This is a genomic window from Psychrobacter sp. H7-1 (assembly GCF_904846585.1).
Lineage (GTDB): Bacteria > Pseudomonadota > Gammaproteobacteria > Pseudomonadales > Moraxellaceae > Psychrobacter > Psychrobacter raelei.
In genome coordinates, this window is record NZ_CAJHBH010000048.1 from 1 (window position 1) to 24,286 (window position 24,286).

Below are 24,286 nucleotides of genomic sequence, written 5' to 3' on the forward strand. Positions count from 1 at the left end.
GTAATCGGATTGCCATGCGCATCAACTGCTAAGTGAACCTTGGTCGCGCGTCCTGCCACACTTTTACTAATAGATTGTAGGTTCTCATTGCCACCACTGCTGTGCTGATGCGCCTTGATATGAGTACCATCAATGAAGACCCATTCAAGGTCTGCGTCTTTGATTAATAAAGCAAACAGCGTAATCAGCTTATTACTCTTAAACCAGCGCTGGTAAGCTTTATAGATGGTATTAGGCTTGCCAAAATACTCGGGTAAGTCGCGCCAAGGACAGCCAACACGCATGCGATAAAGCACGCCTTCAACCGTTTGTCTAAGATTTTCTTTGTCATAGATATTAAGTTCTAGTAATATAGGTTTTAGTCTTGTCCAGTGTTCATCTTTGAGCATAGTGCGAGGCATAGCGAACGATATCTTTTTTGTGTGAGAACTTAAAGATTAACCGTTCGCTATTTTTTTTGCCATTAATTTGTCGCCAATGTTCAACACGCCCTAGTATTGCCTGTTATTATTATTTGGGGTTGTAATTTTGCAGTAATGAAAATAGGGGTAAGTCAGATTGGCCCTTTCTTATTAGCCTCTATGAGGTTTTTGATTGCCTCAGTACCTCTTATCTTTTTTATTAAAAAGCCCAATGTACCTTTGATATTTATTGCTTGTTATAGTTTAACGTTTGGCTTGGGGCAGTTTGGGTTACTGTTTAGTGCTATTAAGTTGGGCCTTCCTTCAGGCATGGCATCGCTATTAGTACAGTTACAAGTAATGTTTACCCCACTTCTCTCACTGATCGTTTTGAAGCAAAAGATTTCTACATCCACAATTTTAGCTATTTTCTTAAGTCTAATGGGGTTAATGGTTATCTTGTATACAAAACAGGAAGGGTCTGGCTTATTCCCTGTAATATTGGGATGTGGGGCTGCTTTTTCATGGGCTTTATCAAATGTAGTTATCTCATGGGGCAAGTCACGTAACTTGGTTTACACCCCTATATCTCTAGTTATTTGGGCAAGTGCACTTTTACCAGTTCCATTTTTACTAATGGCTCTCTTTACTGGAGAGTTAAATGACATCACTACAGGTGACGTGATAAACAGTCTGCCCTCTGCTTTTTATTTAGGTATGATTGCAACTGTTATTGCTTATCATTTTTGGGTAAAAGCCTTGTCAATTTTCCCAGCTGCTCATGTCGCCCCCTTTTCACTGATGATACCTATTATCGGTTTAATAATAGGTCGTTTTATGTTCCAAGAAGTTCTCAATGAGATAGAAGCCTTGGGCTGTGGCTTTATTTTAATCGGCTTAATATGTCATATTATTAGCTTAAAACCCCGACAAAAAATAAAATCAGAAACTTAAAATATCATAGTAGACAAGCATTATGCCCTGTTGTTCAATTCACGACTAAATGAGTGGTTTCTTATACATTGTTAGTTTATTAATGCTATGTACTTCTTAGGAGTAACTCCAGTTGTTTTTTTAAAGGTGTGCGTAAAATGACTTTGATCATAAAAACCACAATCAATGGCTATTTGCGAGATACTTAAAGGACAATCTGGAGAAGTTTTGAGTAATTCTTTTGCTATAGCAATTCTGCGCCTGTTGACCCAATGCGCTGGGCTAGCGCCAAATGTTTGTTGAAACAAACGTTGAAAGTGGTATTGACTAAGGTTGGCGACTTGTGCTAATTCTTTCAATGTTAATTTATGATTTATATTACTTTCAACATAGTCTCTAATTCGTTGAGTTGTCTGTCTTGATAGCCCTCCTTTTAAGTTCAGTGGTTTGACTCGTTTATCTACTATAGTGAGCAACCTAACCATGATTTCATTTGTTACTTCATCCATTAGAGCAGGGTTGTTTAAGGGTAAGAGATCATATAGCTCCTCAAAATGATTTTTAACATCACTGACTTTCTCGTATGTCATCTCAGGTAAAGCACATAATCTAGCATCTTTATTAAAAGTTTCAGCATAAAAGCTCTTGAGTTCTTGGTTCGTTAGATGTATGTGTATGAATAATATATTTGTTGAATGATGCCATTGAGAATAGCTCCCCTCAGGTATAACGCAGATGCTTTTCGGTGATCCTCTTTTATTTTTATCTGTTTTTCTATAGCTATTGTGCCCACCTTGTAAGTAATAACTTAAGGTATGACCTAAAATATCGTCATAAACAATATCTTTTCCTCTGTTTTGCCATAATGAAACTTGCTTAGACTCCCCTATCTGATAGTTTCTTAATTTTTTAACACTCTCACTAGAAGCTAATATAGATTGGGTGGATAAATCAAAGCCTGTTTTCATCTACCTAATACCTCACTCATTTAATGCTTTAACACCTTATATACGATACTAAAAGAGGATGATTTTTTGGAGAATATAAATAGTCTATCATTAGACTATAGTGGTCAAGTATTTTTAGACAGTCTTTAAGAGGTTTTGATTAAAATATAGTCTCTCTTTCTCGAACGGTGTTAAATACTCATTGAAGCTATGTGGTCTCACATTCTGATAATAGTTCCAAATATAAGCACTCACAGCCTGTCTAGCCTCATCAATATCCTCATAGCCATTCTTTGGCATCCACTCCGTCTTAAAACTTCTAAAGAAGCGCTCAGTTGGGGCGTTGTCCCAGCAGTTCCATTTTCTCGACATACTGTGCCTCATACCATTGCACTCGGCTACGCACTGAGCATACGCTTCACTGGTATAATGACTACCCTGATCTGAATGAAACAGCACGCCTTTAGGCTTAAGTCTTATGTGATATGCCATTTTTAAAGCCGATGTGGTCAGTGCAGTATTTGGACTGTCCGACAGCTTAAAACCAACAATGCGTCTAGCATACAAGTCCATGACCACGGCTAAGTAGCACTAAGCGCCTTTAATGCGAATATAAGTCACATCACCTGTCCATACCTGATTAGGTGCAGTAGGCGCAAACTGACGCTCAAGTACGTTGTCATACACTTTATGAGAAGCATCATCTGACTTATATTTATGCGACTTCATTTGCCGACTCACCAGTCCCATCTTATCCATAAGCTTACCTGCTCTGTAGCGGGTGAGTTTGATGCCATGTTGATTGGTGACAATGGCAGATATTGTTCTTGCGCCAGATGAGCTATTTGATTGCTCAAACGCTTGTCTGACTAGGGCCTTAAGTTTTACCAACTCAATGTCTATGGGTTTGTCTTTAGCATTGTAATAATAACTTCTCTTGACCACACTAAACAGTTCACATAGCCTCTGTTTACTCAGGTTTGCTAGCTCTGCTAACTCATTCACTATCGATAGATGTTCAGGTTGTCTTGGGCTAGCAGAGCAGATGCCCCAATCGAGCACAGCTCTCGTCTTGCGTCGGGGTGTAGTGGTCAACTAAATTTAGACAATCGTTAAGAGGTTTAGCTGACGCAGTTTCTCATAGGGGTTATTTTCTTCTAGATTATCCCATGTGGCTTTTGTATATTGTTCATCTGCGTAAGTCCAGTTGAATATTTCATCTTCGTTAAATTTACCTGAAGTAACTGCTTTAAAGGGCGTTCCAGAAAGATGTAGTGTGAATTTTCGTGAAATATTGTCAAAAGCTATTGAGTTCCCCTATATCACCCGTAATTAAATCTGGTGTAATTTGAGCAGTTTCAGCGTACTTTTTTTTACCACACTCAATGTAGTTTTGGGTAGCCCCGATGATATTACGCTTAAGAGTTAAGGTTGTTCTATCAATCAATAATAGCTTTAATACCTCAGGCATTTTTTCTCTGATTACATTTTCAGAAATATCAGCAGTGAATTGTTCTTTTTTAACTTTAAGCATGGTTTTTTTGTCTGATTATTTCATTCTAATGCAAGGAGCTGTGTTCGTTCTGCTGGAACTATATATCTTTCCCATGAATAATAAGGGCTAAATGAGCATTTAGTATTTAACCTTTTATACTGTATCATTTTTTATCACCTATAGGCTTTGGAATGCAATACTCCTTATTTCGGTAAATAATAATCTGCATATCGCTGCCAAAATCCTTGGTTTTAGCCAGCTTCAGGCTTTTGATACTAATAGTTGTATTATGGAACAATGCCATTGCTACCTGACACCATGTTAGCTTGTCCTTAGCTGTCAGAGGTTCTGATTTGCTTGTAATCTCCATCAGAGTTTTTTCTAATTGTTTTTTTGTAGCTTTAGCGACTTCATCTTGCTTAGGGCGATTACATCTCAAATTTTTATCGTATTCTTGATTCAAAAAACTGATAAATCCAATCAAAGAGTTATACTGCCCACTTCTTTGTAGTAAATATGCATCTATTTGCTCTTGATTTGGCGTATAACCAGCCTCAATTTTAAAAGTAGTATAAAGACCCACAACAGGCTGTAAATTCATTCTGACGGTCTTTAGAGCTATTTCTTTAGCGTGGTGTCTTTTCATTAAAAATTTGTGGTATTGCGAAACCTCACGAGGTAGTTCGGAGTTAAATTTATTGAGTAGCTTTATTATGCGTTCTTGTTCCGCAACATAAGATTTAACCGCTAAGTCCTCGGTAACTCTATTGGTATCAACAAGCCATCTTAGAACAGTCAGGTTGTGTCTTAAGCCTTCAGGCTTAAACTCATGTACCAGTATTTTATATGAGGGGATTTCACCCCACAGTTCATCACAGCGAATAAAGAACTCAATGAAGTTATTGTTCTTCAATTTAGCTGTCTTAGCGCCCTTATTAGTTGATAACCAAGATACAAACTCTTGATAGTCATTTTTGACAGAATCAGACGAAAATAAGTAGCTATTGAGCTTAATCTCATGCGCCAGTCTATCTAACCAATAGCAATCCCAACATCTTTCACCTAAACCTGCTGGCATCAGCTTGTTGCAATTACAGCAGGGAATTAGGCCTTGTTCGTGACATTTTTTACAAATCCTTCCGTTATCTGTATCAATTAGTTTTCGATAACGCCTACAAGACTCGCAGGTTTCATTAAAGTGTTTTTGATAGCATGAGGCACAAACTGGTTGGTTGTGCATCAAGGTGCTGTAACTACTAACGTTACTTTTCAACTCACCGCATTCAAAGCATTGTTTTTTATCTCTAAAATAGCCTGCATAACAGGTCTGACAAACTCTGCCATATTGAGTATTAGCGCCATTTTTGAAGGCATCTCTACCGCAACGAATGCATGGTTCTAATCTCATACATTTACGGCAAATATTCACCGACTCTTTTTTATGAAACCTATTTGACTCACCGCATTTATCACAGGGTTTTTTAACAAACCAAGTACGATAGCAGTTAGGGCAATACCCTTCGCCCTTAAATCGCCTTTGAATGATGGTATTGCGCTTACCACAGCAATCACATCTGCTTTTCTTGGTTGTTTTCACGGTGTTTTTCATAAGCTTTTTGCATTTCCATCTTACGTTTGAGTCTCTCCCAGTGATTTATAACTACACTAGGTGGTGTGGGATTGTTTAGATTGCTATCAACTTTTCTCTTTGCTTTATTTGACTTAGGGAGTTGGTTGTAAACTGGCAAAAAAGGCTTTGGAATTATTGTATCTTTTGACCAATGAAAGCTATTTTGAGTCGCATCGTGTTGCTCACAAACTAATATCCATTGCTCTAATGGTATCTGCATAAGCCTGTAGGCTCTCTCTAACAAAAACAGCCGCTCTTTGACGGATAAATGGTCGAAACTAAGCCTGCTTCTTGGTACTGTGATTTCTTCAATGGCATGAAGAACACCAAGCGATAGCAATATCTTTCCAAATTTATGGTCAATGTTATTCACTGCCTTTTTGGTCATGTTTATTAAGAACAGCAAGCTCTCAAACCAATCTGCTATATCAACCATCTGATTAAACGCTATACCTTTCTTTGTTCTATACACTGAAATAGCAGTTGCTTGATACTCACATACTGTTTCTGATGGTATAAGTTTAGCTGTTAGTGCGTTCATCTTTTCATTACAGATGTAGCAGTAATTAATTTTTCCAATATCAATCGGAATTAGTTGAGGCTGATAAGGCGCATCGCAGTGAGGGCAATTACTTTGCAAAGCAATTTTATGTTTTGTGCAACATACAACCCAAGAGAAGCGCCATAAAATTGATAAGTATGCTTCATCATCACTTTCTAAACACTCAGGACAATAGTGATTGCCTATACGTGAGTATCGATTACGCTTAGATAAAGGAGTTGTCCAAGGGTAGGCAACCTTGCTATTGATGTTAGCTCCAATACACTTAGCAAAATAAGCTAAGGTGTGTTGATAAACATCTTCATCATCAACCTCAGCTAAGCAGGCTATATCCTTTTGAATTTGAGCATCAATGTGTTCAAACCCTTTATCAACGTCATAAACCCATAGTCTAAGCGGTCTCCAGTGATACCATGTAAAACTTAGGGGAGGGCAAAACTGGTTAAAAGAAGCTCTAATCAACCAAGAGGTAAGGCTCTCGTCTTTACGAAAGTTCGTTTTAAACACTAGAGGTTGAACCGTAGCTATAGGTAGTGTTTTTAACCAATAATCTTGCGTAAACCTTTGGTCGGTCTTAGACATGATTTACCTCTAATAATGTCAAGAGTGATGGTTTCTTCACCTGTTTTAATTGCCTCAATCGCACATTCGTTTAGCAGCCTTTTGACGTTACCTAAGTTGCCGTCACTAATACTGTGAATTAAGTTTGTTTTTTCTATATCAATAAGATTTGAAGGCTCTTTCAGAGGTAGTATTTTCTCAAAACTACCTAAAAGTCTTCTAAACTCATTGTTATTGCGCCATACAGGAAGCTCAGCTACATCAAACCTACTAGAATGTTGAGAGTCGGTATGTAAGATACGCACAGCATCTTTAGTGCCACACAGTACAATAGGCAAGTCAATTTGGTTACATAAGTATTTAATGGCATTCATCATTGTTCTCTGCTGACGAGCCGTACCTGTTAACATTGAATGAGCTTCATCAATGATAAGGATTCTTACATTGGCTTCACGAAATGAATGGACTACTTGATGGCGCAAAATGCCACCCGAATCACTACTTCTAAAGGGTAGGCCTAGTGAATCAATTAAACTAATATAAAGCTCTTTTTCATTAGCGGAAGGAGGCGCTTGAATTAAGCGAACAGGTACATTTATTCTGTCGTTATCATCAACATAAGTATCGCCAAACTTCTCGTTGAATTTCTTGATGATTGTGGTTTTTCCATTATTAGAATCACCAATTAGCAGTAGGTTAGGCATACGATGTTGTTTTGGTCGGTTCATTAAGTCATGCATAAGACTTAGGATTGTATTAGCGGTCTTATAGCCAATCCAACGAGGACTATGAATAAACTTAATTCGTTCATCATCAGGCAGGTGAGCGATATGTCTAAACTTCTCGTGTATGTGTGAGTATGGAGTAGAGTTCATTAGTCGATATCCTCATAATACAAATCATCATTTAAGTCGATATCAGGGATACTGGTGTCATTTTTTTTATCTCCAGAGGTGATACTTGCTTTATCCAAGATATCTTGAGCTTTATCTTCTTGTTTAAGCCCATCGTAGGCTTTTTGAGACTTCTTATGCGACTTCCTTCTTTGCTCTTGTCTACGCAAACTCTTAGTAGCTTGCTGTGAGCTTTCGACAAGAGATTGCATATCTTCCCACGCCTGATATATTAAAGCCTCATTTACCGTTCCAGACTGCTCTCTTACTTTGTTTTTGAGTATTTTGTATTCCCATAAACTCATAGCAGGTAAGGCTTGGTTAGCCAAGGGTATATTAAAGTAGTGCTTTAGCGCAGGGTCATAAAACCAGATGTTGCTAATGTCTCTTGGGTCTTGTCTAAAGGTAAATTTACGTTTGGTCTTACTATTGCTACCCTCATTTTCAGTAGCGTTGATATAGTTATTAAGGCTTGCGTCGTAATACTGAAGCCCAGCAATAGTGACACCATTTCTTTGAATGGTTCTTTCTATACTAGGCATGAAGTCCAGCATAAGTGTCTGAGCGTTCTCAGGAACGGCAGGTATGCCAATTCCAGCATCATAACCATCACCGAATAAACCTATACGCCATTGCTCATTTGGAGTCCTTCCAATGCTTGAGTGGATGGTTTCGTGATAAACTTTAGTAATGTAAGTAAGAAGCCACGTTTCAAGCTCATGCAAGGTTAAAGAAGCGTGTTTTTCAGAGTTATATTCGTCTTTTTCTTTGATATTAGAGAAGGTTGTTCCAGGCAGTCCATGAACCTGCTTCATTAAAGTGCCGATTAATCTCTCAATATGACCGCCATATTCAGGTCTGGCTAATGGTCTAAACTCAATATCAATACCATGAAAGGCACAAGACTTTTTAAGGCTTTCAGCTCTAAAATCAGAGCCGTTATCAACGTGAATTTTTGCAGGCTTTCCAAATACATTCCATGTCGCATCATGGATACCAAAGCTCGTTAGAAGCTCGTCTTTTCTTAAGATGCTTCGGGCAATGCACATGCCTACAGAGGTAACAGAAGGAGCGTCTAAAGCAATGTAGTAGCCTGTGATGACACGACTGTAAACATCAATAGCTACAGTTAAATAAGGTCTACCAATAGGCTTTCTATATTTATCGTCTACAAGAATGATATCTATTGGTGTGTGGTCAATCTGAATGACGCTTAAGGGGTAGTTGGCATTAGGAAATTGTCCTGCCTTAGCAGTAAATTTCTGCTTAGCTCTTTTACGTTGGCCACGCCCTTTAAGTATCTTTTCTTCACTAATATCGTGAATGCGCTTACGGATGGTGTTAGGGCTAGGTTTTTCATAACCTTCTTTAAAACAGCGCCTATTTACTTCTCGTATGGTTGCCTGAACGGTGGGTTTTTGAATGGTAAGGTAAAAATCATCAATAACTTCATTAATTAGGTTGTCAGTTTCAGGTTCGATACGTGCCTTACCCTCTGACCAACCACGTTTTCTATCCAACAAAGAGCCTATTGAGCCTGTGGACTGGTACTGCTCAACCCAACGCCTTAACGTGCGACTAGAGACTCCCACTTCTTCGGCTCGTTTCTCGTATCCTTTAACACCGTTATACTTAAAACCTACACCGCCAAGTAAAGGCTTTATAGCTAAGTATTTACGTTGCGCTTTTTGCCAGTCTTTATCGCTAATTTCGTTTAAATCTACTATTACTGATACATTGCTCTCTGAGACGCTATTCTCAAAGTCATGCACACTTAGTACATGGTTGCTTAGAGTAGATAAATCCTTGAATACTGCTTGATTTATATCATCTAAAAACTCAACTAATAAATACTCTTTTTTGTCGGTCTTATTAACATATAGACCGCCAATAACCATTTGAATATAACCACGTTCAAGAGGGGTAAAGTGGCTCTTAACCTCAATACCCACTGGCGCTTTTATGTCGTCTTCATCGTTATTCATACCATACCTCAAGTTTTTCGCTACGAACGTCACTCCAAATATCGAACTTTATAAGCTTGTTTATCATTAGATACCACATTAACCTTCTACCATGTTGTCGATAAAGCTCTGATTTAAAGTAACGCTCCAAAATGTATTCAACAGTGGTGAAACCTCTTAGCCTAATGTCTTCAATAATTGCCTTAACCTCATCTTCTGATACCGCAATATTCTTATACATAGCAAGAAATTGAAGGTTCTCAAAAGCATAGTGATGAATCCTATCTTCATCATAGATAGAAAACTTGAAGTCTTGCTCTTTACAGAACGCTATTGCTGACTTCCATTTGCTTGACCATTCTCGCCAGTTTTCTTGCCACTCCTTTTTAGGCTTAACTTCTACAAGTAACGATTTGCCGTAACCTGACTTCACTTGAACAAAATAGTCAGGCGTGTAGTTATATGTTCTGCCATTTTTCTTAAAAGGAATGCTTATAGGTTGAGGAACAATGTCTATAACATCATCTCTAAACGAGTGGTAAATTAGAAAATCACGTTCTAAAGTAGATTCAAAAGCTATAGGTTCCCCTCTATAGGAAATATGGCCAGAAACACTTCTTCTAACCGCAGGAATTTTTCGTGTTTGTTTCATAATCTTATGATGTTTATTTCTGGTAGTTTTTAAGAAGTTGACATCTATTTATGGTTATTTGCAAGAATTTGACATCTATTTCGGGTAATATGCGACATTTATTTCTGGTAATTATAGCCTAAAAGGTGCAATATATGGAGTGATTTTGACATTTATTTCTGAAACTGACAGCGGCTCACGCCCTAAGCCTGGCGAGATTACACTGGCCAATAAAGGCGTTTTATTTTTAGATGAGATGCCAGAGTTTGATCGAAAAGTGTTAGAGGTATTGCGTCAGCCCTTAGAATCAAAGCAAATCACCATTAGCCGGGCCAATCAACAAGCAACTTTTCCGGCTAATTTTCAATTGGTAGCGGCGATGAACCCTTGTCCTTGTGGTTATCAAGGCGATCTCTCAAACCGTTGCCGCTGTCGACCCGAACAAGTTCAGCGTTATCAGGATAAAATTTCAGGCCCGCTATTAGATCGTATTGATTTGCAAGTGAGTGTGCCTGCATTGCCCATTAAAGACTTACAAAGTAATGCCCCGGGCGAATGCTCTGAGATTGTCAGGCAGCGGGTAACGGCTGCCTATAATAGCCAACAGCTACGCCAGAACAAACCCAACAGTGAGCTTACCCCAAGCGAGATGGATGAGCATATTACCCTAGGGGACGGTGAAAAACAGCTGTTAGCCATGGCACAAAATAAGCTGAATTTATCTGCCCGAGGCTACCACCGATTACTGCGGGTAGCGCGAACCATAGCGGATCTGGCAAACAGTACCGATATAAAAATGCCTCATCTAAGTGAGGCGCTTAGCTATCGGGGGGGATAAGGCGATATTATAAGTTACCTATTATTTGTAATTGTAATAACAGCGCTTATTCATCCGAGGGATCATACGTGGGCGGCTCAGCAGGACGCAGCTGTGCGGCATCTTCTGCCGTCACTTTGACGTCAAAGCCATTTAAATCTTGAGCAATATACTGGGTTACCGCCGCCATCTGCTCATCATTTAGCATACCTCGGAATGAGGGCATACCCCTAAATCCATTAATCAAGATGTCTAGCACATAGTACTTAGACTGCATCTTACTGTTGTTGGCCAGCGGTGGATAGTAACCGGCACCGTGGGCGCCTTCACCTTTATGCATATGACAGGCAGCACAAGAGTCGTGATACAGCTTTTTGCCATCTGTGGTGGTATAAGCATGCTCAAAGCCGAACTTCTCATTCCACTTCTCTAAGCTTGGGTCCTTATCAAAGGGTGGCACAGCATTCACATCTACGATATGGCGATTAGAGTCAGTCAGCTCAGCTTCGCTCATATATACGCCGCCCCAAGCCCCGTCATTGCGGCTGGCATACGGGTCAACTTCAGGGGAGACAGCCGTTTGGCTAAAGCTATCTGTGGTCTGGGCTAAGGTGGTAGCCTGTTTATCAGACTGTGACGAGCAGCCTGTTAATACCGCTAAGGCTGAGGTCATAATTAGCATGCCCATATTAGGCAATGAGGGATAGGTTAGGTGTTTCATATTAAAGAGCCTCTTTATTGTGTAATCCATGACAAATAAGAACAGTCATGGGTTAGACTGCTTTGGCACGTTGGTGTAAGCGATTGGCGGAATCTAGGCCCGATAAAATGGCGCCCTCTTGCCAGGCAGGAATATGTGAGCAGTGCTCTCCGGCCAATACGATACGGTTATCAATGCTACACAGCGTTTTGTAATGCTGATCACGGGTCTCTTTGGTCCATATACCGTAGCAGCCTAGGGTCCAAGGCATACGGTGCCAGACCATGGATGTCCCTGAGCGAAACTCTTTTAGATATTGAGGATGAATGTGTTTGCCGTAAGCTAAGGCCGCTTCAATACGCTCTTGGGGCGCTAAAGAGTTAAATTTGTAAGAGGTGGGGCCATACCCATAGCCACCTAGCAATACGCCACTGCCTGATTTGAACATGTCTTGTGATGGATAAGAGATTTGTTTAATCGGCATATCCGTATAGGTTACGCCGCCATAAATCCATTCGTCTTCCTCCCAAAAGCGGCGTTTAAATTCCAGACCTACTTTAAATGACGTCTCATAAGGCACAGCTGCTATGGCATCGCGCATTGGCTTTGAGACGTTAATGGGCAACTGGCTCAATATTGATAAGGGGATGGTACAAACACACCAGTCAGCGCGTGCTGTTTTAACCGGACCGGCTTCATTATTACTATCGACATAAGAGACGGTAACACCAGAATCATCTTGGCGAATCTCGGTGACTTTGGCATTGAGCGTAATCATATCTTGGCATTCACGGGTAAAAGCATCACCGATTTTGCCCATCCCACCCACCGGCTGAAACATCGTAGGGCTGTGCATATAGTTGGTGTGGTTGGCATAAATATCGCCCCATACCCCTGATTGCAAAATATCATCTAAGGGTAGCGGGGTAGAGGCTTGCTCATTGGGCATTAATCCGCCACCTGGATACACCGAAAAGCCCCGCTGTTTACTGGTTTCAAGGCTCTTTTTATATCTATAGTCTTTGTCGAGTGCGCCCCAGCCCTTTAAGGCTTCTAACAGCTTTTCTTTGTCCTCGCCTGTCACTTGACGGTCTAGGCTACCGACATTGACCGCCTTTGATAACAGCTCAGAGACATGGCCTTGGATGTCATGTTGCACATCACCAAGTCGCTGCGGTGCCCCGTTAAAGTGTTGGGTGCGATGTAAGTAGGCACGGCTGTTTTGTTGAATAAATGGCTGCATCTCAACCCCAAACTTTTTGCAGTAATGAAAAACCGCATAGTGGTGGCTGGGCAAGCGCCAAGGACCTGGGTTAAAGTAGTTGCCCTCTTCAAAATCGCAAGTGACCTCCTCACCACCAAGCTCGGTATATCTATCGCCGCCCCTTAAGGTAATACTGCGGCCGCCACCTCGATTTTGATACTCCAAAACGGTGACTTTATAGCCCGCCTTTCTTAGCTCATAAGCGGCGGTCAAACCGGCAAGTCCTGCCCCTAAGACTATAATACTGGCTCCTGCTGGCGCCCCAGTAAGTTCAAGCTCTTTTTTAAAGCTAGATTCAGAAGCAAAGCCTAAGGTAGTCATGGCTTGATACATGGCTGCACCACTGGCTGTTTTGCCTATCATGGTGAGCAGCTGCCGGCGTGTGGGCGATTTTAGATTGTCTAGCATGGTCTTATCCTTATTACTTTTGGCCATATGGTTTTTGCCAAAACGATTTTGGCCATTTTATATGTGTTTTTCTTAAATATGCTTTGAGTCAGTTTTTATTCATTTTTAAGCACGGCGACGAAACAGCCAGCGAATCAATAAAACCAATACAATCAGACCAGCGATAATGCCTAATACAGCAAGCCAGCCGGCATTTTTAATCAAAAAAGGGGCGCTGTCACCTCGGTTCAAATGCCCATTAATATCATCAGCAGATACGTCACTATTGGATAGACCGCCAAAGGTAGTACGAACATAGTTGACCACTTGCGCCATTTCTTCTGCGCTCAGCTCGTCTTTAAAGCCTGGCATTCTAGGACGGGTATTTGGTACTTGTTGAATACCGTGCGCCACCACATTAATGACAGGTGCAGGATTGTCCCGTCTGAGACTTGAGATACCAACGATAGGGGCATAACCAGCATCAGGCTGGCCATAACCATTGACCCCGTGACAGCTTGCACATTGATTAAGATACAAAGACTCACCGGGTGATTTGGCTTGAGCCTTGGCTTGCTTGAGATAATCCATCTGCGCCAACAGATCAAAAGTCATGTTGGGGCTATGTTCACTCGGTAAGGCTGCGCTATTAACTGGTTGCACGGTGTCTTCGGTGGTAATGGCAGGTACCGCTTTTAGGTAGCTGGCAATGGCGCTTAAATCCTTGTCACTAAGATAGCGGGTGCTGTTATACACCACTTCATTCATGGGGCCTGAAGCCACCGCTTTTTGATGGATTTTGCCTTGACGCAAATAGGTGACAATGTCCGCCTCACTCCAGTTACCGATACCACTGCTGGCATCAGGTGTGATGTTGGGTGCATGCCAATTGCCCAGCATAGCACCGCTTAGGTAGTTGTTCATGTCATAACCGAAGGTGGTATTGCGCGGTGTATGACACGTGCCGCAGTGGGCGAGATTATCGACCAAATATTGACCGTATTTTTGGGTGTCATTTAGGCCATCACGGGCTTGCCATTTTGGCATATTGACGATATTCCAGCCGAGCATCACGGTGCGAATATTAAAGGGGAAAGGCAATTGGGTCTTATGCTCAGGCGCTTCATCTACGGCAGGGACCGTCTTAAAGTAGGCAAATAAAGCTGAGATATCCTCGTCGCTCATGGCGTTATAATCAGGATAAGGCATGGCTGGGTATAGACGGTGGGTCGGGGTTTTACCTTTGGTTAAGGCGTTTTTGAAATCTTGCTCGGTGTAGTTACCGATACCATATTGTATTGAAGGGGTAATGTTGGTGGCATAAATGGTGCCCATCGGTGCCTCGACTGCCACGCCGCCTGAGTAGTCCTCTTTATGACAGCCCATACAGTCGGCTTGACGCGCCACATAAGCGCCGCGATTGACCTGCTCGCTTTGACTGGCATTGTATGAGGGCATAACCTCAGGAGCGGCATGGGCAACGCTCATAGGCAGGCTGAGCGAAGCGCCCAATAATGTGGCCAATACGGTCGGGTTAGCTGCAGGCAGCGCAGGGATGCGGCGTAAGCTGACGACGACAGAACGGACAGGCGAGCGGGCAAATAGGGGGGCAATAGGCTTCATAACTTCCTCATTGGGCTAGCAAATAGTGCTGGCTTAAGGGGTGGATAAGGGCGACAACATAACAATAAGGGTCAAATTGGCTTAAAAATAAAACATACACCCATCCCTTAATGTCGATAAAAAACAACGGTTGACAGCAAGCGGATAAAAGGAGGGGATTTGAATTAAACGAAGCGGTTAAGGAGGGCAGAAAATCACAGTACCATGTGTACTGCTTGTTGTTGATCCTTCATCGCCCCTATCATCCTTGCTTTTAAGCTGCCTTGAGAAAGGCTTAAGGGTGGTCTAGTTATGACCTTACTGAAATTTAACAGAATTGTAAACACAAGGCTCATTTAGTTAACAATTCCTAAACAAAGTCACTTTAGAGAATATACACTAAGCGAGTGATATCAACTGATTTAGCCTATCATGCGCTAAAAATAGGCCTGATAAATCTGCACCTAGAATCGAGGCAAACTAGGCTGTATCACTAAAAAGCAGCACATTGGTAAAGACCAAAGTGCTGCTCATAGGTTTCACAAATAGGAGGCATAAACAGGAGCTGTTATGGTTAAAACAGTCCGGTAATGTTCCCCTTCTCATCGACATCAATGTTTTCGGCAGAAGGATGTTTTGGTAGGCCGGGCATCTTCATGATAGGGCCACAGATGACCACAATAAAGCCGGCGCCGTTAGACACACTGATATCACGCACATGAATGTTAAAGCCGGTGGGTCGCCCTAATAGCTTGGCGTCATCGCTGAGCGAGTATTGAGTCTTGGCGATACAAATAGGCATTTTATCAAGCCCCAACGCTTCTAATCGCTTAATCTTCGCTGCCGCTGTCACACTGATATCCACATCATTGGCACCATAAATGCGCTGGGCGACAGTGCGTATTTTATTGACAATAGGTTTGTTACTGTCATACGCAAACCCAAAGTTTTGCGGCTGGTCGTTATGTGTCTCTAACAGCGCCAACAAGGTGCGGGCCAAATCCTCGCCACCAGCGCCGCCTTTTTCCCACACCTGAGTTAACGCCACCTCTACTTTTAGACGTTTACAGGCTTTGCGTACCATCTCGATTTCAGCAGCCGTGTCGCTTTCAAATTGGTTGATCGCGACCACCACAGGCAGACCGAATACTTCTTGTAGGTTCTCAATGTGTTTAGTTAGATTGGGCAGTACTTGCTCAAGCGCAGTTAGGTCCTCATTTTTTAGTGCATCTTTGGCTGCGCCACCATTATATTTAAGGGCACGAATGGTCGCGACCACCACGGCTGCATCGGGGGTAAGACCGGCCAGTCGGCATTTAATATCACAAAATTTCTCTGCACCCAAGTCAGCACCGAAGCCTGCTTCTGTGAGTGTATAATCGGCCAAATGCATGGCAGTACGGGTGGCAATGACCGAGTTACAGCCATGAGCGATATTGGCAAAAGGGCCACCGTGTAAGATGGCTGGCGTGCCCTCAATGGTCTGTACCAAGTTTGGCTTAATGGCATCTTTTAACAAGGCGGCCATGGCACCATGAGCCTTGAGGTCCTTAGCATAAATGGGCTGCTTGTCTTGGTTATAAGCGACTAAGATATTGCCCAAGCGCTGCTTTAAATCTGCCAAATCAGTGGCCAAACAAAAAATCGCCATGACCTCTGAGGCCACAGTGATATCGAAGCCATCTTCGCGCATTACCCCATCGGCAGGCTTGCCTAGACCAGTGACCGTATTGCGCAGCTGACGGTCATTCATATCCACCGCTCGGCGCCACACCACTTGCTTTGGGTCAATATTGAGCGCGTTGCCTTGATAAATATGGTTATCGATTAGGGCGGCAAGTAAGTTGTTGGCCGCACCAATGGCATGCAAGTCGCCAGTGAAATGTAGATTGATATCCTCCATCGGCAGCACTTGAGCATAGCCGCCCCCTGCTGCGCCGCCTTTAATGCCGAACACAGGACCCACAGATGGCTCACGTAGCGCCACAACAGTACGTTTTCCGTTTTGGTCTTGATGATGTACACGGTTTAGCGCATCGGCCAGCCCAATGGCGACGGTGGTCTTACCTTCACCGGCTGGAGTGGGATTAATGGCGGTGACCAATACCAGTTTGCTATTGCTCGACTTAGCGGGCATATCAAACACATCATTTGGGTTAATCTTGGCTTTGTAATAGCCATAAGGTTCAATCTTATCTGCTGAAAGCCCTATTTTTTTAGCAATATCAACAATAGGTCTTAATGTGGCATTTTGGGCAATAGTAATATCACTAGGGACGGTCATAATCAGGCCTCAAATAAAAAGGGTCATCTAAAGATAGCAAAAAATATTGGGGGTTATTTATAATTAGGCGCTATTTATATGTGATAAAAGCCGCTAATTTTAGTCGGTCTTGCCATGCGGACGTAGCCATTTGCCAAACCAATTTGATATGTCATCCATAAAGGTATACACCATAGGTATGACAATCAGGCTTAGCAAGGTAGAGGTCACAAGACCACCTAATACCGCCGCTGCCATAGGCTGACGGAAAGTAGGGTCTGCTGAGCCCCAACCAAACACCAACGGCATCATGCCTGCACCCATCGCAATGGTAGTCATGATAATTGGCTGCGCCCGTTTGCGGCAGGCATCAAGTAGCGCATCAAAGCGGTTTAAGCCGTGTTCTCGCTCAGCCAAAATAGCATAATCGACCAGTAAGATAGAGTTCTTAGTGGCAATACCCATTAGCATAATAAAGCCAATCATCGAGGGCATAGATAAGCTGCTGTTAGTAATGGCCAGTCCCACAAAAGCACCACCAATAGATAAAGGCAGCGCCATTAAAATGGTAAATGGCTGCAAGACCTTGCCAAACAAAAGGATTAACACCCCAAAGATACAGATGATACCAACACTCATGGCAATCACGAAGCCGCCGAACAGCTCGGCCATGCTCTCTGCCTGACCTTGGTCAATGAGCGATACCCCATCAGGGATACTGCCTGGCTGCAATGAGGGCAGCGCCTTAACTGCTTTGACCAGACCACCAAGCTCACCACCTGCTACCTGCACATTGATAGTGATGGCGCGTTCTCGGTCGAAGCGCAAGATTTCTGATGGGCCAGTACCAAAGGCTAAATCGGCCACTTCTGCCACCCGCGCACCAGATTCGGCAGTACTGGGCACAAATAAGTCGCCCAATTGGCTGACATTGTTTTTTGCCTCATCGGGGAGACGCACCACGACGGGTACCTGACGGGTGTCTAAATTAAGCTTAGATAAACGCTGCTCATAGTCGCCCATAGTCGCCACACGTAGTGTATCGGCAACCCCTTGGGTAGTCGCGCCTTGATCTGCCATAGCCATGCGATTGGGGATGATGGACAGCTCTTGACGAGGCAAGCTTCGGTCACTAGTGACACTGCCGGCTTGTGGCAATGAGCGAATTTCGGTCATCACTTGCTGCGCGGTTTGATCCAGTAGGGCAGGGTTGGTGCTGGTCAGTGAGAAGCTATAGCCGGACTCGCCGCCACTAGACAGACCCACATCGAAGCGGGCGCTCGGCACAGCGGTTAAGGCCTCGGTAATGGCCCGTTCAATCTCGATTTTGGTCGGTCTGGCATTGCGCGGTTCAAGCACAATGTCCATACTGGCAGCGTTCTCTGCACGGCCACCACCGGTGGAGTCCAAGCTGGCTTGCTGTGGGTCGCCAATGACGCTTAATATGCTTTTTACCCCCTCAATTTTTGACACCTTCTCCTCAACCATCTGAGTAATGCGAGAGGTGTCTTCCAAAGTAGCATCTGGGGTCAGCTCAATACCAATACGGGTCTGGTCGATGTCATTTTCAGGAATAAACGTGGTGGGCAGCAGCTTCACCAAAGTTAAGGAGGCAAAAAACAGCACTAGGGTGGTACCAAGCGTAATCCAGCGATGGTGTAATGTCCAGCTCACCGCTTTTAGGTACATCTGCATCACTCGGCCACTTTTTTCGGTGTGGTGCTTTTCAGGCCGCAAGATATAAGCGGCCATCATGGGCGTGATAAGACGGGCCACCATCAATGAGGCAAAGATGGCAATGGCTGCCGTCCAGCCAAATTGACGGAAAAACTGTCCCACAATACCGCTCATAAAGGCAGTCGGTAAGAACACCGCAATCAAGGTAAAGGTGGTGGCGACAACCGCCAAACCAATCTCATCTGCCGCCTCCATCGCCGCTTGGTAAGGGGTCTTACCCATGCGTAAGTGGCGCATGATGTTTTCAACCTCAACGATAGCATCATCTACCAACACCCCGACCACTAGCGATAAGGCCAACAGACTAATGAGGTTTAAGCTAAAATCAAAAAAATACATCCCCAAAAAGGTGGGTATAACCGACAACGGCAGAGCCACGGCAGCAACAATGGTCGCGCGCACGTTACGTAAGAATAAGAACACCACCACCACAGCCAATAGGCCGCCTTCAATGAGCATTCTTAAAGACGATTGATAGTCCTCATCAATGGGAGTGGCACGGTCGAACACCTTGGTAATGGTGTAATTGGGCATGTCTTTTTGTAGCCTGGCAAGCTCGGCATCGACCAGCTTGACCACTTCGACTTCACTGGCGCCACGTGAGCGGGTCACGTTAAAGGCCACCACTGTGGTGCCATTAAGTTTGGCAATAGAGGAGACATCAGCCGTGCCATCGGTTATGGTTGCCATACTGCCAAGCGCTTGAGTACCCCCTGTAGGCAGTGCAATTTGCAAGTCATTAAGCTCACGCGCCGTTTGTATCCCGCCTAGGACGCGAATGTTTTGTTTGCTATTGCCGACCTCTGACTCACCGCCTGAGCTGTCTTGCTGTAGCCCTGTGATTTGTTCAGATAACTGAGTGATGGGCAGGCGCAGCGCATTTAAACTAATGGGGTCGACCTCAACGCTGATTTCACGCTCAAGCCCGCCGACACGGCTTACCGTACTCACCCCTTTGATATCAGATAAGCGCTTATTAATGATATCGTCCACAAACCAAGATAAATCTTCGGGGCTGATGCCATTAGCGGCCACGGTATAAGTGACTGCGGGCAAGCCTGCGGTGGTTACCTTAGTGATAATAGGATCATTGGCGGCAGCCGGTAAATCGCCTTGTACCTCACCGACGGCTGAGCGCACATCATCTACCGCTTCTTGAATGTCTTTTTCTAACACAAACTCAGTTGCGATGGTTGCCGCCCCAGTTTGTAAGGTGGTGCGCATGTGCTTCACCCCCTCAATACTAGACAGCTTATTTTCAATTTTTTTGGCGATATCATTCTCAAGCTGACTGGGTGCCGCACCGGGTAGGGTGACGGTCACCACCACAGCAGGTAAGTCGATATCAGGGAACTGCTGCACTTTCATTTTCAGGAAGCCATAGATACCGCCTAAGGTAAGAAGCACAAATAGCAGTATCGCCACAAGGGGATTTTTTATTGAATAGGCTGAGACGTTGAGGCTCATAAAGAATATCCTGGTTGGACAAATGGGTCGAAATCAGCGGTGCAGTAGATAAACCATAACGTTTAATAAATATGCTTTGAGGGCCAGTATAACTTGAGGATCAGCACAAATAGTCACTGTCGATGCCAAGGACAGGACATCAACATCGATGTCCCGTCGTATCAGCGAATAGATGATACCCTCAAGCTACTTACTTAGCTGGCTGGGGTGTGGCTGTGGCCAAAGTCACCACATCACCGTCACTTAAGAAGCTGCCACCTTGACGTACGATATTGCCGTCACCTTGTAGCGGCTCAAGCAGAACCACACGGTCGCCTTGACGCTCACCCAGCTTCACTTTGACTCGGTTGACGCGGTAGATGGTGTCGCGATTTTCATCCTTCACCGCTTTGACCTGCATCACATAATCATAGCCATCTTCACTGACCACAGCACTGACAGGGATGGTCACTTTGGCATCGCTACCAAGCTTAAAGGTGCCGCGTTGATACATCCCTGCGCGCGCATTGGGATTAGGCGCTAAAGCGGCATAAATAGTAATTTGGCGGCTGCCATCTTCAGCAGTGGGTGAAATACGAGTGACCTTACCGGCCACGCTCTTATTATTGGGTAGGCTCACTTCCACCGGCGTACCAATATTGATTTCTCCCACTTTATTAGGATCCACTTGGGCCTGCCACTCAAGCTTGCCCTCCTCGATAATGGTGAACAAAGGCTCAGGACCAGGAACGCTGCCAACATTGGCATTTTTTTCGCTAATGACCCCGCTGACGGGTGCCACTACTTTGGCATTTTGCATATTTAGGTTTTGATTGTTCAAGCGCGCCTTAGAGGCAGCCACAGAAGCGGCAGCTTGATTGGCAGTGGCCACATAACGATCAGCTTCTTGCTGGCTAATGGCATTAATCTCTAATAAAGGTAGTACCCGCTCGGCATCTCGCTTGGCCAAGTCATAGCTAGACTGAGCTTCTGCCAGCTCAGCTTGAGACTGAATAATTTGTTGGCGCATGGCATCGGTATCAAAGACGGCCAATACCTGTCCTTTTTTGACTCGGGCTCCCTCTTGTACCAGAACCTGATCAATAGCTACCCCACTTACTTTTCCGCTCACACTAGAGGTAGTCTCAGGACTGATGGTACCGTCTGCTGAGATGTCATTGGCCACACTTGACTGAGTTGGGGTAACGGTTTCAACCGTCAGTACCGGCTTTTGATTGACCGGCTTTTCTATTTCAGTGATACCAGTAGCTGTACCGCCTTCAGGCACGACAGATCTCTGCGTTTCTGCGCTGTTGTCTTCAAGTTGCTTTTGGCCCCACATACGACCGGCAAATAGACCAACCGCCAAGGTCAATAAAATAAGGGGTAATACCCATAGCCAGTTTGGTTTGGCTTTGGTTTCTGCGGCAGTATAAGGCTTGAAATCATCAGGGCCTTGGGTAGCAGCAGCTGCATCCACCTTAAGCTCAGTAGACGCCTCATCAGGGGTCTTTTTATTGGGATCAGAATAAGAAGTCATATTAGTCTCGCAAACACTGGGGTTTGGATAAATAAAAAATAATTTAAATTATACGTTAAATATATCTCTTATGTTTAGAGCGATATCGTAGTAAATTTTTAACGCTATTATGAAGTACAGTTAAACTAAATCTGGGTGTTGTATGATGCTATGAAGCTTGGGTTTATAAAACTGTCATTGTAAAAACCAGAGCTTAATAAAAAGAATTTTTATATCAAAGCCCTTTATTTACTAAGCTTGTGGCTATAGCAGCAATATATACCAAAAAATAACAGTCAAGTAAGTAAGCGCGCTTAAAAGCTACAGCTGGCAAGAAAAACTTTACAAAGCCACTCTAAAAATTGCAATTGGTGCTCGTATACTAGAAAACGAAATAAAAAGCTTGGCCCATAAGTTAATTCCAAAGGCTCGTTTATATTTTTTTATACTTTCACTATTTTTATACTTTCACTATAAACGGACAAGTTTAATTAGGGATCACGACTAGGCGATATAAATCGCTTTTTTTAATCGGTCATTGAGATAGCTCAGCCATGAGCAGTTACCAAGTGTGCTCAAAGCTTAGATAACTGTTTAGGCTTAACTATTAACAGACTGTTCAATAATTATTTATTAAAAACTACTTTAGCATAAAATAAAGTATGGAGAATTACTATGAAAGCGATCAATACGGACACGCAAACCAAAGCTGCAGCCAAAAAAGGCTTGATGGTATCTACCTTAATAACAGGTGTATTGGCACTATCAGCTACCGCATTTGCGGCAGCCCCCGCTCAAAACCCTGCCGCTGCTCATGCAGTAACCACCGCTCAAGCCAATATGGATATGGCTGGTGATGAGTTAGAAGCTGATGATCAGCGCAATTATGACGCTGATACCCAAGCCGATGTAGACGCTGCAGAAGTAGACGACAGCACAGCTGAGCAGCAAGCGGCTATGAGACAGATGCCACAGACCACCCAAATGTCGCAGGATGCCGCCGGCCAAGCACAAGATGATGACACCGCTCAAGCAACTACAGTGACCCAAGCGCAGCAAAACGCTGCTCAAGCTGGAGGTAGCACCAATATGACTTCTGCATGGGGTGAAGGTGAGGGCGTGACTGCACAGTCGACAGCCATTACCTTGCAGCAAAAGATTAAGGACAAGCGTGGTGAACTACAAGCCACTCAGCCTGGTCAAGTAGAGGTTCAAGAAAACCGCCGTATTAGAGCGCAGTAGGCCTTTTATGAAGCAGTAGGCTTTTTATCAAATAAAATAGCGTGTTATCCAAACTTCGCCCCTGAACTAGGGCATATCAAGTAAAGATAACCGACCTCAATAACTTTATTGGGGTCTTTTTTTTGTTAGGCCCGTACTTTTTTGATCAGTGCTTTTTTCCAGCTTTCCTCTAAGCAGTCTATGCCAAGCCAAGGCTCAATAATGCTGGCCTCAATAGGCTCTTTGCTATTGGTAAGCTGCCAAAGCGATTGTAAAGTGGCAAACGGATAAGGGCGCTCAATCAAATAGACGGGCATACCGTTATCAATAACCCCTTCTTTGACCACCTTAAAGTACCAGCCAGAGAGACCTTGCTGGGTGATCCAAGAGGCGATATTTCTATGACTGGCCGTCACCCCAATTTGATCATTAATCTTATAGCAAGGCCGTCTAGGCTGCACGATGCAAAGCTGTACAGCACTCTCGCCATCTCCATATTGATAGACATCGCCCATACATACGTTTGCCTCAGTTAAATTGTCTGTACCTAAAACGGGCGTGGTGGTTAAATTTTCACCCAATAACCCCGGTTCAAGCTTAAGCCCAAATTCAATATTTAGCCTATCATAAGTGGCCGTAGACATCTGATGTACTGCCTTTAGGTGCCCGCCATGATGGCGCCGATCTGCCTGCTCATCGCTCACAAGCCCCATGTAATTGATGGCCACTGGCTGCTTAACAGGGATTTTATTAATGGCGCTAAGCTGCTCTCGAGTGAAGGGCATGGCTTTTCCAGCCCGTACACAGCTTAGTGTGGCGATATGCAGGGGAGGGCTAATGGGGGCGCTATCTGATCCTGGTGACAAGGGTGAATGTGTCATAAATAGATATACTCTCTAAGATTATGAGGCTTTTTACTATAACAAACAGCACATGGGTTTATCGATCAATTTAAAATCATCACTTTGACTTCCTCCCCTCGCTAAACCGAGGGAATTCCTACAGCTAGACGGTCAAGCCCGACCGCAAGGATGTTCTTAGCGGCATTGATATCTCTATCATGCCATGTGCCACACTCAGCACACCTCCATCCTCTTATTCCAAGACCTGCTCTACCTTTTGGACTACTATCACTTATTTTAAGGCAGCACGAACAGGTTTGGGTAGTGTAACTCTCATTCACTATCTCAAGCTGACAACCTGCATACTTGCATTTATATTCCAGTTGTCTTTTGAGTTCAAACCATCCTGCATCGTATGTCGATTTAGCTAGGTTGGTCATCGAATTAGTGAATGATCGTGATTTAACATCA

General features: G+C 43.6%; 20 protein-coding genes and 1 pseudogene. 3 read left to right on the plus strand and 18 right to left on the minus strand.

Annotation, left to right across the window (positions count from 1 at the left end):
• A partial coding sequence (locus JMX92_RS11545; RefSeq protein WP_201545753.1) for an IS5 family transposase occupies window positions 1-401 on the minus strand: 401 nt, incomplete at its 3' end.
• A gap of 96 nt (window positions 402-497) precedes the next feature.
• Here JMX92_RS11545 and JMX92_RS11550 point away from each other — a divergent pair.
• On the plus strand, window positions 498-1,355 hold the full coding sequence (locus JMX92_RS11550) for an EamA family transporter (RefSeq protein ID WP_201545756.1): 858 nt from the start codon (window positions 498-500) through the stop codon (window positions 1,353-1,355).
• Between the two features lie 71 nt (window positions 1,356-1,426).
• Here JMX92_RS11550 and JMX92_RS11555 read toward each other — a convergent pair whose 3' ends face one another.
• From JMX92_RS11555 to JMX92_RS11595, 9 genes are all read right to left on the minus strand, one after another.
• A complete protein-coding gene (locus JMX92_RS11555; protein ID WP_201545759.1) occupies window positions 1,427-2,302 on the minus strand; it encodes a helix-turn-helix domain-containing protein in 876 nt (291 codons plus the stop codon).
• 114 nt (window positions 2,303-2,416) lie between these two features.
• Window positions 2,417-2,860 carry a DDE-type integrase/transposase/recombinase gene (locus tag JMX92_RS11560; protein ID WP_265089784.1) on the minus strand — a complete coding sequence of 148 codons (444 nt, stop codon included), beginning with the start codon at window positions 2,858-2,860 and terminating at the stop codon, window positions 2,417-2,419.
• A 12-nt stretch (window positions 2,861-2,872) separates the two neighbouring features.
• Complete coding sequence (locus JMX92_RS11565) at window positions 2,873-3,226, minus strand: IS3 family transposase (protein ID WP_201545763.1); 354 nt, start codon at window positions 3,224-3,226, stop codon at window positions 2,873-2,875.
• Between the two features lie 352 nt (window positions 3,227-3,578).
• Window positions 3,579-3,815 (minus strand): hypothetical protein, encoded by a 237-nt coding sequence (locus tag JMX92_RS11570; RefSeq protein ID WP_201545765.1) that lies wholly within the window; start codon window positions 3,813-3,815, stop codon window positions 3,579-3,581.
• Window positions 3,816-3,939: 124 nt separating this feature from the next.
• The gene (locus tag JMX92_RS11575) at window positions 3,940-5,385 is read right to left on the minus strand and encodes a hypothetical protein (protein ID WP_201545767.1); all 1,446 of its coding nucleotides are present in this window, start codon (window positions 5,383-5,385) and stop codon (window positions 3,940-3,942) included.
• Window positions 5,345-6,550 (minus strand): TniQ family protein, encoded by a 1,206-nt coding sequence (locus tag JMX92_RS11580; RefSeq protein ID WP_201545769.1) that lies wholly within the window; start codon window positions 6,548-6,550, stop codon window positions 5,345-5,347. Before JMX92_RS11580 ends, JMX92_RS11575 begins: the two co-directional genes overlap by 41 nt.
• A complete protein-coding gene (locus JMX92_RS11585; protein ID WP_201545771.1) occupies window positions 6,508-7,404 on the minus strand; it encodes a TniB family NTP-binding protein in 897 nt (298 codons plus the stop codon). Before JMX92_RS11585 ends, JMX92_RS11580 begins: the two co-directional genes overlap by 43 nt.
• Complete coding sequence (locus JMX92_RS11590; protein ID WP_201545773.1) at window positions 7,404-9,407, minus strand: Mu transposase C-terminal domain-containing protein; 2,004 nt, start codon at window positions 9,405-9,407, stop codon at window positions 7,404-7,406. Before JMX92_RS11590 ends, JMX92_RS11585 begins: the two co-directional genes overlap by 1 nt.
• The gene (locus JMX92_RS11595) at window positions 9,400-10,038 is read right to left on the minus strand and encodes a TnsA endonuclease N-terminal domain-containing protein (RefSeq protein WP_201545776.1); all 639 of its coding nucleotides are present in this window, start codon (window positions 10,036-10,038) and stop codon (window positions 9,400-9,402) included. The genes JMX92_RS11590 and JMX92_RS11595 overlap by 8 nt, the downstream gene beginning before the upstream one ends.
• Window positions 10,039-10,210: 172 nt before the next feature.
• On the opposite strand from JMX92_RS11595, the pseudogene JMX92_RS11600 reads away from it, so the two are divergent.
• Window positions 10,211-10,855, plus strand: a pseudogene (locus tag JMX92_RS11600) (ATP-binding protein); the annotation flags it as partial.
• A 46-nt stretch (window positions 10,856-10,901) separates the two neighbouring features.
• Here the strand turns inward: JMX92_RS11600 and JMX92_RS11605 are convergent.
• The 6 genes from JMX92_RS11605 to JMX92_RS11630 all read right to left on the minus strand — a co-directional run bounded on the left by JMX92_RS11605 (window position 10,902) and on the right by JMX92_RS11630 (window position 21,773).
• A complete protein-coding gene (locus JMX92_RS11605) occupies window positions 10,902-11,555 on the minus strand; it encodes a c-type cytochrome (protein ID WP_011961569.1) in 654 nt (217 codons plus the stop codon).
• A gap of 52 nt (window positions 11,556-11,607) precedes the next feature.
• On the minus strand, window positions 11,608-13,206 hold the full coding sequence (locus JMX92_RS11610; protein WP_201545779.1) for a flavin monoamine oxidase family protein: 1,599 nt from the start codon (window positions 13,204-13,206) through the stop codon (window positions 11,608-11,610).
• Window positions 13,207-13,311: 105 nt separating this feature from the next.
• Window positions 13,312-14,808: a cytochrome c gene (locus JMX92_RS11615; RefSeq protein WP_201545782.1), complete on the minus strand. Its 1,497-nt coding sequence runs from the start codon at window positions 14,806-14,808 to the stop codon at window positions 13,312-13,314.
• 553 nt (window positions 14,809-15,361) lie between these two features.
• Entirely contained in the window at window positions 15,362-17,071 is a 1,710-nt protein-coding gene (locus JMX92_RS11620; RefSeq protein WP_201545785.1) for a formate--tetrahydrofolate ligase, read from the minus strand.
• A 99-nt stretch (window positions 17,072-17,170) separates the two neighbouring features.
• Complete coding sequence (locus JMX92_RS11625) at window positions 17,171-20,254, minus strand: efflux RND transporter permease subunit (RefSeq protein WP_201545788.1); 3,084 nt, start codon at window positions 20,252-20,254, stop codon at window positions 17,171-17,173.
• A gap of 190 nt (window positions 20,255-20,444) precedes the next feature.
• The gene (locus tag JMX92_RS11630; RefSeq protein WP_201545791.1) at window positions 20,445-21,773 is read right to left on the minus strand and encodes an efflux RND transporter periplasmic adaptor subunit; all 1,329 of its coding nucleotides are present in this window, start codon (window positions 21,771-21,773) and stop codon (window positions 20,445-20,447) included.
• Window positions 21,774-22,427: 654 nt separating this feature from the next.
• On the opposite strand from JMX92_RS11630, the gene JMX92_RS11635 reads away from it, so the two are divergent.
• On the plus strand, window positions 22,428-22,994 hold the full coding sequence (locus tag JMX92_RS11635; RefSeq protein WP_201545793.1) for a hypothetical protein: 567 nt from the start codon (window positions 22,428-22,430) through the stop codon (window positions 22,992-22,994).
• 125 nt (window positions 22,995-23,119) lie between these two features.
• Here the strand turns inward: JMX92_RS11635 and JMX92_RS11640 are convergent, their stop codons facing one another.
• Together JMX92_RS11640 and JMX92_RS11645 are read right to left on the minus strand one after the other, a co-directional pair.
• Entirely contained in the window at window positions 23,120-23,854 is a 735-nt protein-coding gene (locus JMX92_RS11640; protein ID WP_201545795.1) for an MOSC domain-containing protein, read from the minus strand.
• Window positions 23,855-23,955: 101 nt separating this feature from the next.
• Window positions 23,956-24,286, minus strand: a 331-nt coding sequence (locus JMX92_RS11645; RefSeq protein ID WP_201545797.1) for an RNA-guided endonuclease InsQ/TnpB family protein, incomplete at its 5' end; no start/stop codon positions are given.

Bases quoted from the DNA above. Each gene is read 5' to 3' on its own strand.
- JMX92_RS11605 (WP_011961569.1), bottom strand. From the start codon at position 11,555: ATGAAACACCTAACCTATCCCTCATTGCCTAATATGGGCATGCTAATT.
- JMX92_RS11620 (WP_201545785.1), bottom strand. From the start codon at position 17,071: ATGACCGTCCCTAGTGATATTACTATTGCCCAAAATGCCACATTAAGA.
- JMX92_RS11615 (WP_201545782.1), bottom strand. From the start codon at position 14,808: ATGAAGCCTATTGCCCCCCTATTTGCCCGCTCGCCTGTCCGTTCTGTC.
- JMX92_RS11585 (WP_201545771.1), bottom strand. From the start codon at position 7,404: ATGAACTCTACTCCATACTCACACATACACGAGAAGTTTAGACATATC.
- JMX92_RS11570 (WP_201545765.1), bottom strand. From the start codon at position 3,815: ATGCTTAAAGTTAAAAAAGAACAATTCACTGCTGATATTTCTGAAAAT.
- JMX92_RS11630 (WP_201545791.1), bottom strand. From the start codon at position 21,773: ATGACTTCTTATTCTGATCCCAATAAAAAGACCCCTGATGAGGCGTCT.
- JMX92_RS11580 (WP_201545769.1), bottom strand. From the start codon at position 6,550: ATGTCTAAGACCGACCAAAGGTTTACGCAAGATTATTGGTTAAAAACA.
- JMX92_RS11590 (WP_201545773.1), bottom strand. From the start codon at position 9,407: ATGAATAACGATGAAGACGACATAAAAGCGCCAGTGGGTATTGAGGTT.
- JMX92_RS11640 (WP_201545795.1), bottom strand. From the start codon at position 23,854: ATGACACATTCACCCTTGTCACCAGGATCAGATAGCGCCCCCATTAGC.
- JMX92_RS11625 (WP_201545788.1), bottom strand. From the start codon at position 20,254: ATGAGCCTCAACGTCTCAGCCTATTCAATAAAAAATCCCCTTGTGGCG.
- JMX92_RS11555 (WP_201545759.1), bottom strand. From the start codon at position 2,302: ATGAAAACAGGCTTTGATTTATCCACCCAATCTATATTAGCTTCTAGT.
- JMX92_RS11610 (WP_201545779.1), bottom strand. From the start codon at position 13,206: ATGCTAGACAATCTAAAATCGCCCACACGCCGGCAGCTGCTCACCATG.
- JMX92_RS11635 (WP_201545793.1), top strand. From the start codon at position 22,428: ATGAAAGCGATCAATACGGACACGCAAACCAAAGCTGCAGCCAAAAAA.
- JMX92_RS11575 (WP_201545767.1), bottom strand. From the start codon at position 5,385: ATGAAAAACACCGTGAAAACAACCAAGAAAAGCAGATGTGATTGCTGT.
- JMX92_RS11595 (WP_201545776.1), bottom strand. From the start codon at position 10,038: ATGAAACAAACACGAAAAATTCCTGCGGTTAGAAGAAGTGTTTCTGGC.